Annotated in this window: 3 protein-coding genes and 2 pseudogenes; 1 reads left to right on the top strand and 4 read right to left on the bottom strand. The window is 70.6% G+C overall.

Features of this window, described 5'->3' with window-relative positions; genetic code table 11:
* Positions 1-712: 712 nt before the first annotated feature.
* From rpsN to AB0P17_RS42670, 4 genes and pseudogenes are all read right to left on the bottom strand, one after another.
* Positions 713-1017: pseudogene (gene rpsN / locus AB0P17_RS42685) on the bottom strand (30S ribosomal protein S14).
* Positions 1017-1115: pseudogene (locus AB0P17_RS42680) on the bottom strand (50S ribosomal protein L28); the annotation flags it as partial. The pseudogenes rpsN and AB0P17_RS42680, both read right to left, overlap by 1 nt.
* Before the next feature lie 142 nt (positions 1116-1257).
* Entirely contained in the window at positions 1258-2697 is a 1440-nt protein-coding gene (locus tag AB0P17_RS42675; RefSeq protein WP_365820435.1) for a hypothetical protein, read from the bottom strand.
* Positions 2694-8402, bottom strand: a complete 5709-nt coding sequence (locus AB0P17_RS42670) for a hypothetical protein (RefSeq protein ID WP_365820433.1) — start codon at positions 8400-8402, stop codon at positions 2694-2696. Before AB0P17_RS42670 ends, AB0P17_RS42675 begins: the two co-directional genes overlap by 4 nt.
* Positions 8403-8740: 338 nt before the next feature.
* On the opposite strand from AB0P17_RS42670, the gene AB0P17_RS42665 reads away from it, so the two are divergent.
* Entirely contained in the window at positions 8741-10810 is a 2070-nt protein-coding gene (locus AB0P17_RS42665) for a pectinesterase family protein (protein ID WP_365820431.1), read from the top strand.
* Positions 10811-10963: the final 153 nt, after the last annotated feature.

Raw genomic sequence — 10963 nt, 5'->3', positions numbered from 1 at the left:
CTGACCTCTGATATCGATGACATGGCCAAACTCTGCGGCGATCGCGTTCGGCTAGTGGGGATCTAACCGCCTTTGACCCCGGTGCTGCCTTCCTGGCTGAGACCCGCTGGAATGCGATGTGGACGCCGTACCTTGGCGGGATTGCCAGTGGTGAACGCAAGTCCGGACTGATACCACTGATCGAGATCCGGGCAGCACGGTTGAAGCGGGGGAACGTGGGCTGGCAGGAAGAAGTCGTCTCGGCGCTGGACGTCTGGGTGGCACACGAGGGCGTAGCTGCTCGGGAGCCACGGTGGCGCCCCCTGGGGCGAGCGGTGCGAGGCCGGAAACCCGGCGAGTACGTAGTCGACGTGCGCGGGTCCGACACCGGGACGGACCAGCTCCAGGTGGGCAGTCTGCGACTGGCCGGACCTGATGAGAGCGACATTGACGCAGGTCACTCCGTGCTCGACGTATACAGGGACGGTGGCCATCCGACTGGCCGGGCAGACACCCACGTTCGATTCCATGACAGCGAGGGGCGTCAGCGCGGCGAGCAGTCGGCTCGGGGTGCCGCTGTCCACGGTGTACAGGCAGCTCAGCAGGAGCGTGCCGTCCGGGCCTTCCGTGTCCCAGGCGTAGGCGTAGGCGCGGGCGCCCGGGACACGGGGCCGGTGAGGTTCCGCGCTGCGGCGGCGGGGGCGGCCGCTGCCCTGACGTCACCGTGTTCCGGTTACCAGGAGGACTTCGTTCCCCCGGGCAGGAAGCCGGCGTGTGCCTGCTCCCGGGTGCGGACCCTGGAGAGGCCGAACTTGCGCAGGTAGCCGCGGGGGCGGGCGTCCACGCTGTCGCGGTTGCGTACGCGGGTGGCGCCGGCGTTGCGCGGCTGCCGGCGCAGTTCCGCCAGTGCGGCCCGGCGTTCGTCCCCGGTCGACGAGGGGCGGCGGATGATCCCTTGAGCTCGGCCCGCCGGGCGGCGTACCGCTCGACGATCTCCTTGCGCTTCTCGTTCTGCGCGATCTTGCCCTTCTTCGCCATCAGACCTTCCCTCCGCGTGCCCGGATCCGCGCCACGGCCGCCTCGATGCCGATCACGTCGACCGTTTTGATCGCCTTGGCGCTCAGGGCCAGGCGGAGGCGAACCGGACCAGCGTCCCGGTGCGGAGACAACACGGGCACCGTCGAGTTTCCCGGCCTCGCCCACCACGTCGACGCCACCGTTGTGGAAGATCGCCTGCCTCTCGCCGCGCGCCCTGCGGGACTCATTCGCCTGTTCTTGTCAGCGGCACAGCTCGTCGACCAGGAGCTGGAGCCGGTTGCCGTCGAGGGGGACACGGTGGGCGAGGAGGTTGCGGGCCTCGCGCAGGGTGCGTAGCCGGCGGCGTTCGGCGGGGTTGAGGGTGATGGCTCCGTCGCAGTGGGCGCTCCACATGCCACCGAGTTCCATGATGCCGACGGCGGAGTCGGCGGGTTCCTGAGCTGCGCCGGGTTCGCGCTGCGGGCCATAGTCCTGCGCGAGCCGGGCCAGCGGGACGCGCGCACGGAGCCGGATGGTGGAGGTGAACTGGTCCCGGGCGTCGTCCAGCAGAGGTAGCAGCACATGGTTCTGCGCCAGCCACACCCGGGCGGCCACCGCCTGTTCGTACGCGAGGTCGTAGCCGGGGTGGCGGCGGAGCCTGCCGTCCCAGCTGTCGACGGTGCCCGCGTTCCAGGAGGTGAGCAGCCTCTCGTCGGGACGGCGGCCGGGATGCCGGATGCCCTCGGCCCGCTGCGGTGGCATGGCCGCAGGTTCGGGAAGATCAGCGAGCACGTCGTGGAGCGCTGATGCCAGGCTCTCCGGGCGGCCGTCGTTCCAGCGACCGGCCAAGGCGGCGGCGATGTCGAGGAACGGGCCGCACACTTCGCTGATCGTGGCCTGCGTGACCGCTTCGTGCAGATGCCGACGCTCCGTGGCGGAAGCCAGAAGCGGACGCGCCAGCGCGACGACCGTGGCGGTGTCCAGGCGACCTGTGGCTCCCCACCACCAGTGCACCGCCACGTCCTCCCGGGCCAGCTGATCGGGCAGGCCCGTCGGCAGGTCCTCGGTGGAGGCCATGACGAGGGCTCTGGGGCGCCGGTCCGGGGGGAGACCTGCCTCCTTCGCCGTGGCCACCAGCCGCCGCAGCAGATGGGCGGCGGCGGACGACACCGGCTCACGCCAGGCCCGTATGACCACCGGACGGGTCTCACCGGTTACGGTGCCGCCACCGGTGAGCCGGGCCAGTACGTCGCCGGTCGGGTCCGAGCCGGCGGCGAAGCCCAATTCCTTGGCGAGCCGCTCCAGCAGGTCCGCCAGGGCCTCCGCCGCAGTGGGAGGCGTCTGCGGCTCCGGCTCGGCGGGCGCGGGAATCCTTGCCATGAGCAGATCCGGCAATCCGTCGTCGAAGTCGGCCACGGGGGCCAGGCCGGACCACCGGCCGGAGACCGGAGACCGGGCCGAGGCCGTGGAGCGGGCGGAAGCAGAGGCGGGGGCTTCGTCCAAGGGCAGCAACACGAAGTCGGCGAGTTCGTGCAGCATGTCGTCGAGCAGCCGGTCGGCCCGGTTGCCCGTGTCGTCCAGCACTCTCCGGGGCAGTAACCACAAGCAGCTGCGGCCACTGTTCAGATCGGCCAGCAGGCGGCCGAGCCACACCCTGATCCCTGGCAGGGAAGCCCCCTCGGCGGCGGCCGCGCCGATCACGATTCCTTCCCCACCGTAGTGAGCGCACGGAAGGTGACGAGGTCCAACGCGTAGCCGTCCTCGCCGTCGTCCAGTACTCCGTGGTCGGCGAGCCGGTCGGTGAACGAACGGACCTCGGCCAGTTCGAGGCCGGTCACGGCCGCGATGTCGCCATGGTTGCAGCCCTCGCCCGGCTCGACGTACTGCACCCAGTCGATCAGCCGGCCCCGCATGTCCGGGGCGAGTTCGATCCGGTCGAGATGGGTCCGGGCGACCTCCTCCTGCGCGTACCGGTCCTGGATTGCCTCCAGGGCTGCCTCCAGGGTGAATCCGCCTCGGGTGGCGGCATCCACGGTGCGCTCGACAAGGCTGGGCCAGCCGCCGGTCGCCTCAATCAGTCGACGCCGCTTGTCCGGGGTGTCGAACGGGCACTCCGGCCAGGCCCGCAGACTGTCGGCGTTCCACCGCTCCGGCCGCAGCACTTGGGGGATCCGCTCGTCCCTGAGTACCTCCTGGGCCCGCGGATCGACCAGAATGAGTCCCGATCGCGCCGACGCCGTCTTACCGCGCACCGTGTGCTGGTGCAACCGGCCCAGGGCCTGATCGAGCGTCTCCAGGCCGCAGTAGCGCAGATCGGCAAAGACCAGGCTGGGGTCCTTGTCGCGGGTGTCCTGGGTGAGCACGTTCACCAGCGTGTCCGCGGCCGTCGTGTGCACGGTCAGGCCCCGCGCATCCGCGTAGGAACGGATCGCCGGCTCCATCAGCTCCGGGCTGTGGGCCTTGGTCAGGCAGAGCAGGCTCAGGCCGGGACTGGTCGCCTCGTACAACTGCTGCTCGGTGAGCGGACTATACCGGTTCGCACCGGATCGCTCGCCCGATCCGAGCAGCCGACGGGAGAAACGGGGGTTGTAGTCGTAAGGCAGACTGAACTCGGTCTGCCGCAGCTCCAGTCCCAGGTCCTCACGGGTGCCGAGCATATGCACCACGTTCGGGCTGCGGACCGCGTAGTGCCGGCGGTCGGCCTGCTGGATCAGCAGACCCAACCCCACCATCTCCTCCAGGTAGATCTTCACGTCGCTGGCGGTCAGCCGACTGAAGCCCTCAGGCCAGTTGCGCTTGGCCTCGTTGAGCAGTTCGTCGGCGTCGTAGCCCCGCTGGAAGCCGTCGCCCTGGCTGCGCAGCGCGATCACCAGGGCCAGCACCCGGTACCGGTCCTCAAGATTGATGGTCAGCCGCAGCCGCTCGGCGATGTGCCGGTGCACCTCCGGCGAACCCGTCACCGCCCGCACGTCGTCCTCGGTGACCACGACCGGCCACTGTGCCGAGCTGAGTGGCTTTTCGCGCAGCGTGGTGACCAGGCGCTCGCAGAAGATCTGCACGAGGCACGCCTGGTAATTGGTCGCGGCCAGCACTCGCCAGACCAGTTCCGGACGCTCGAAGCGGTAACCGAAGGCGGCCATCGGTTCGACCACCAGGCGCTGCGCCTCGGCAGGTTTGAGCGGGCCGATCAGCTCCTCACCGCCGTGCGCCAAGGGCACGTTGGACAGCCGGCTGAACCGCTGCACCTGGTGCAGACCGGCGAAGACCACTTTGAAGCGCCGGTCGGTGCTGTCCATCAGCCCCTTGAGCCGGGCCACGTTGGCGAAGGTGCCCTCGCCGCCGCTGCCGCGCACGGCCTTGGAGTCGGCAGTCAGGAAGGCGTCCGCCTCGTCGGCGAGGACCAGCACCCGCCGCTCGCGGTTTTCCTCGAGCCAGCGGCGCACATGCTCCAGGAGCACATCGGGGGAGCCCGCCGTCGATACCTTCGGCCCCAGCACCCCGACGCGCTTGAGTTCCGTGGCCAGCACCGGCCAAATCCTGTCGGCAGGTTCCGCCTCACCCACCCCACGCGCCTTCAGGTCCAGGTAGACGGCCTTGCGCTCGGGGGTCGAGGGGAAGTCGGCCTCCACCTTCCGCAGCAGCGCCGACTTGCCCAACTGGCGGCCGCCGTACAGAAAGAGAACACCCAATCGGTCCTTGACCGCAGCGATCTCCCGGGTCCGGCCGTAGAAGACCTCTGGCGGTACGAGCCCTGCCACGAAAGGCGTGTACGGGTTGAAGCCGGTCCAGGGCAGCGTTACGCGCTGCAGAGCCCGGAACGACCGTGGCGAGCGTGCCGTCACCCATCCGAACACCGCCGGGTCCACCACCAGCGCCTGCTGTGCGGAGGTCCGCGCGCGCAGCGCCATCGCCCGGCGGCCGGCCATGCCCAACGGGTACAGGTAGAGGATGATGCAGGCCCCGGTGTCACCGCGGTCGAGCAGTTCCAGCGGGCTGCGCCCGCGCTGCTCGTCCGACACCAACAGGATCGTGTACGTGGTGGCCGAAGAGCCGAGCTCGGCGACGTAACCCGGCGCGCTCTCGCTCGCCCGGAGCTTCGCGGACAACCGGAGGGTGCCACGGAGCTGGCGGTTGTCATCGCGGGCAGGCGGTCTGCCCTCAAGGCCGAGCAGACGCAGCACCGTCGGTACGTGCTTCTGCCACTCCGCAGCGCGGGTTGACGGCTTGGTGAGGGTGTCCCAGGACTCGAGTCCGGCCAGCGCGGCCTCGGTCAGCGGCTGGCCGTCCGCATAGCTCTCGGCCCATGGCACCGCCGAAAAGCCCTGCTGGCCCGCCTTTACCGGCGTAACGGATTCCAGACCTGCCACGAACCGCTCCAGGTCCTCGCTGCGCTCGGTGCCGCTCCACTCCGGCAGCGCGCCCCCCTTGCGCAGCAGCGCCAGGCACTCCTCCGCCGTGACGGTGTCGCCCGCCACCAGCAGCGCGGACAGGCGTTTGCGGTCGGCATCGGTGAGCGTCAGCGCCTCCAGTTGCTCGCGCAGCCGCCGTACATACGCCTGGACTCGGTCCCGCAGTTCATCCTCCAGCCGACGGATGGCCTCCACCGTGGGCCGGAAGGCACCGTCCGCCGTCGGCTGCTCCAACTGCTCGAGCCGACCCACCAGTTCCCGCTCGGTCACCACGTCGAGGCTCTGGGCGCGCAACTCCGCGAGGAGTCCGGCAGCGACCCGGTGGCTTTCTGCCCGTACGTTCGCCCAGCGGGCCCACTGCGCGTCACGACGGATCCGCCAATCCGAGGGAAGCGCCTCGGGGCCGGCAGCCGCTGCGGGCACGAGCCCCTGCTCCAATGCCTCGACCAGCGAGTCCGCCAGGTGCAGATCTCCTCGCTCGGCGTAGGTCGTCGCCGCGTCGCGTACGTCCACCGGCTGCAGCAGCGACAGCACCGCCCGGGGGAAGCCCGGAGCCTGCGGATCGGGTGCGCCCTCGGCCGTACGGGGCAGGTCCACGGCGGCCAGCAGGGCCTCCGTGGCAGGTACGAAACCGGCTGCCGGAACCGCCTGCGTCCGATCGTCGGCGACGTCCGGCGCCCGCCGGGACGAGCGGCCGTCCCCGGTCAGCCAGCGTCGCAGACACAGCAGCGCTGCTCCGTCGACGCCCGGCAGCGGCGGCAGGTCCCGCACCTGTGCGAGCGAGTGGGCCAGAGCGGTGACCGTGTCGCTGCGTTCCTCGACGCCGGGTGCGGCGAGCGCACGGGCCCGGGAGAGGAGCGTGGCGACCTTCCCTATCCGGTTGAGCAGGGAGCGTTTGGCCTTGGCCTCGATGGGCTCCTTGGCCTGCTTGGGGGTGCGGATCGACGCGTCGGCCTCCTCGATGATGCGTTCGGAGGAGTCCCGCTTGCGGAAGGTCTCCCACGCATCGTCCAGCACGGACACGTCCGCCCTGCCGGAGGCCCATTCCCGGACCGCTTCCAGTGCGTGTCCCAGCGGCTGCTCCGGCCGCATCAGCAGGTTCTGCACCTGGGTCGCCCGGGCATAGCCGATCTTGCGCTTCGGCAGGTCGACCTGAAGCCGCTCGGCCTCCTCGGCGAGCCCGGAGCGCGTCAGGGTCGGGCCCGCCTCCATGCCGGCGTACAGCGTGGCCGGGTCCACTCGCTGGTAGTGCTGCAGTACGTGGACGGCGCACTGCAGCAGCCGGCCCCACGGTCCGGAGAGGGAGGAGCAGGGGTCCGTCTGTACCAACAGGTCGTTGGGCCACCCCACGATCAGCCCCGCACGGACGGAGGCGACGGCCGCCACGATCAGCGCCGGCCGGTCACCCTGCAGGCTCTCCAGGTCTGGAAAGGACCGAGTCATCACCGGTGTCGCGTCTTCAGGCGTGTCACAGGAGAACGCGACGTCCGCGAAAGCCAGGCACTCCACGCGGTGCCGGGGCTCGGCGGACGCCACGGTCAGCCAGTACGCCTCCTGAAAGCGATCCGCGCTCACCAACCGCTCCACGGGGGAGACGGCGGCACCGGTGTCGCTCCCGGTCTCCGCCACGGGGCTGTGCCAGGGCAGCGCTGGTTGCTCGGGCTGTGCGGGTGGGGAGGTTTCCGCGCCCTGCGGCAGGGCATGTGACGTGGCATTTCCGGCAATGGGGGCGTCGGCGGCGGGGGCTTCGGGCCCCGCAGTGCGTGTCCGGACGGTGGCCTGTCGGGGTGCTGCGGGCTCTTTCGTTTCGGTGGACTTCATGGCCTGTGGGTCGTCCCTCGGCTCGACGACGTCCACCGCGTCGGTGGGCTCCTCGGTCCGTGCAGGCCGGTGAGGCTCCGTGCCCTGCGCGCTGTCCGTGGAATGCGGCGGGTCCCCGGCATCCGGGGCCTCCGGTCTCACGTCCTCCCCGGGCGCGGGGGACTCATCGGTCATCGCATCGGGTTGGTCGCCGCCGTCCGCGGTCCGAGCCGTCGGTGCCTCGGGTTCGGGTCCGGGGCGGGTGCCGGTGGTCAGCTCGGCGATCTCCGCCTCAAGGGTCTGCAGCGTGGCACGCAAGGAGTCCAGGTAGGCGCTGCCGCCGCCCTGCTTGGCCTGGTTCACCAGCGGCAGCAGGGCCTGCCGTTGCTGGTTGAGCATGGCGAGTTGTCTGCCGCGGGCAACTTCCCGCTCCTGTTCCTCCCGGAGCGCGTCCACGATCGCCTGGAGTTCGTCGAACCCGCCTTCCGCGGCCCAGTCGCGCCCTGTGGTCCTGAGCATGCCGGCCACGGCCGCACGCCGACGCGTCCAGGCGGCGGCCTCCTCCAACGCGTCGGGCAAGGCAAACCCGCCCGACACCCGGTCCGCCGCGAGGCGCAGTGCATCCGCGAACTCCGCAGCCCTCGCCCGCAGCGCGACCACGGCCGCGGCGACATCGGCCGGGTCACTCACCTCCCCGGTCGTCGCACCCGCCTCGTTGCCGGCCGCAGCACGCGTGACAGTTCCGGTCCCCTTGGGCGAATCGTTCGTCACAGAACCTCCGGGGTCGCTGGCCCGCTGCCGCGGTACGGCGTCCACGTCACCGTCCTGCTCGGTGCCGTCCTCGCCGGAGACGCGGTCGATGTGGTGGTCCTCGGCCTCCGCGCCCCGGCCGGTGGCCGCTCGGTCCGCAGCGTCGAGCAGTCGGTCCCAGTGCTGCTCGGCCAGGGCCTGCCGGGGGGTGCCCTCCTCCAGCGCCATGGAGTGCAGGGTCAGCCGGGCCAGCACCGGGGGCAATGCCTCGGACATCGCCTCAAGAACGTCGATGTCCGGTTCTGTGAGGTCAACGTGGGGGCCCTCGGTATGCTGGGACCAGAGGCTGTCCGCGAAGTCGGCGGCCACGTCGGCGATCTGCTTCAGGTCGCGTGCGTGAGCCCTGCTCAGCCATGCCCGGGCTGAGAGCAACTCGCGGCGACCCACGCGTGGATGCGCACCTCGGAGGGGGATTTTCGCCCGGAAGGGCAATGGCCCCGGTATCAGGATCAGTTCACGAAGCTCTAAGTCGTCGAGCCCGGTCAGCCAAGCTCTCAGGTCCCCACCCGCTCTTGCCATGGCGAAATCCTGCCAGACTGATCCTGGAGGGCCAAGTTCCGTGACGGATCGCGACGCACGGACGGGGACCGACGCACACCTGGCGCGGTCGGCTCCGGTGCCTGCCGACTGCCGTCCAGGGCCGGTGGGTGGCAACCTTCGCCGCGCCGGCGGCAACCACTCCGTATCTCTTCCCCCACCGTGTCCGACACAGATCGGAAGAATCCATGAGTGAGATACGCAGTACGGCCCGCCCCCGCAACCGGTGGACCGCCCTGGCCGCCGGTGTCCCGCTGGCCCTCGCCGCCGTCGGTGTCATGGCGTACGGCAGCGGCCCCGGGGCGTTCCGGGCGGACGGGCAGCGGACGGTCGCCGCGGCGGTTCCGGTCGCCGCACCCGCCTGGGCCGCCGAGGTGGCGGACGGGTTCGCCTCCGTCAACGCCCTTGGTCAGAACGGGACGTACGGCGGGCGGGACGGCAGGACCGTCACCGTGACGACGCTCGCGGATCTGGAGAAGTACGCCACCGCCGCGGAGCCGTACGTCATCGTCGTGGCCGCGGCCATCACCATGAACCCGGTCGGCAAGGAGATCAAGGTCGCCTCGGACAAGACGATCGTGGGCCGGGGGACCTCCGGACAGATCGTCGGCGGTGGGTTCTTCCTCGGCCAGGGTGTGCACAACGTGATCATCCGGAACCTGACGATCCGTGACTCGTACCAGGGTGTCTGGAACGACAAGGACCACGATTTCGACGGCATTCAGATGGACGGCGCCCACCACGTGTGGATCGACCACAACGACTTCCGGCGCATGGCCGACGGGCTCATCGACAGCCGTAAGGACACCACGTACGTGACGGTGTCCTGGAACAAGCTGAGCGACAACAACAAGACGTTCGGCATCGGCTGGACCGAGAACGTCACCGCCGCCCTCACCATCCACCACAACTGGTTCCGCGAGACCGAGCAGCGCAATCCGTCCACCGATAACGTCGCCCAGGCACACCTCTACAACAACTATCTGGAGGATGTGGCGGGCACCGGCATCAACTCCTCCTACGGCAACTACTCGCGCGGGAACACGAAGATGGTCCTGGAGAACAGCTACTTCCAGGGCATGAAGAACCCGGTCCAGAAGGACTCCACCGCCTCCGTGGTCCAGCGGGGGAACGTCTTCTCCGGCACGAGCGGGCGCAACGAGAGCGGCGGCACGGCGTTCGACCCGAAGGCGTACTACGGCTACACCCTCGACAAGGCCGCCGATGTCCCGGCGCTCCTCAGGTCCGGGGCGGGGCCGCGCAGTTCGATCGGGGCGGTGAGCACGGTGGGTACCTCGGCCGCCGCCACGATCACCGTTGCCAAGGACGGCAGCGGCCAGTACACCAGCGTGCAGAAGGCCGTCGACGCCGTGCCGGCGGGCAACGCCTCCCGGGTCGTCATCCTGGTCGGGCCCGGTACGTACCGCGAGACCGTCAAGGTCCCGTCGAACAAGCCGCACGTCACCATCCAGGGCTCGGGGGCCGGCCGCAAGGACACCGAGATCGTGTACAACAACGCGGCGGGCACCGCGAAGCCGGGCGGGGGTACGTACGGCACCAGCGGCAGCGCGAGCGTCGCCGTCGAGGCCGACGACTTCCAGGCCCGCAACCTGACCATCAGCAACGACTTCGACGAGGGGAAGAACCAGAGCCTCTCCGGTCATCAGGCCGTCGCCCTGCGCACCGCCGCGGACAAGGTCTTCCTCGACGGGGTCATCGTCAACGGCGACCAGGACACCCTGCTGCTGGACACCGCGGCCAAGGACCGGCTCGGCCGGGTCTATGTCACCAACTCCTACGTCACGGGCAACGTCGACTTCATCTTCGGCCGCGCCAGTGCCGTGATCGACCGGTCCGTGATCACCCTCAAGAAGCGGTGGGACGGCAGTTCGGCCGGGTACATCACCGCGCCGAGCACCGCCGCGGGCCGCAAGGGCATCCTCATCAACCGCTCGACCGTCAACGGTGACGTGTCCTCGGCCGGCTTCTACCTGGGCCGGCCCTGGCACGCGGGCGGCGACGCCTCCCTCGACCCGCAGACCACCGTCCGCGAGTCCACGCTGAGCGCCGCGATCAGGACCACCCCGTGGACCGACATGAGCGGCTTCTCGTGGAAGGACGACCGCTTCGCCGAGTACAGGAACACCGGCCCCGGCGCCGGCTCCGCGAGCGGCGACCGGCCGCACCTCAACGACTCCCAGGCGGCGGGCCAGACGCCGGCGGCCTGGCTGGGCGACTGGACGCCCACGGCCGGCTGAGCGCGCCGTCCGCCGCGGTCACAAACACTGCCGGTCGCGGCACTGGACCCTGTCCGGCCGGGGGGGGGGGGGGCCCCCCCCCCCCCCCCGGGGGGGGGGGGGGGGGGGGCGGGGGGGGGGGGGCGCGGGGGGGGGGGGGCGGGGTGGGTGGAA

The sequence above is a fragment of the Streptomyces sp. NPDC088124 genome (assembly GCF_040685895.1).
GTDB lineage: Bacteria > Actinomycetota > Actinomycetes > Streptomycetales > Streptomycetaceae > Streptomyces.
This window is presented reverse-complemented; position numbering and strand designations above follow the sequence as displayed.

Coding starts and splice junctions, on each gene's coding strand:
- AB0P17_RS42665 (WP_365820431.1), top strand. CDS start 8,741: ATGAGTGAGATACGCAGTACGGCCCGCCCCCGCAACCGGTGGACCGCC.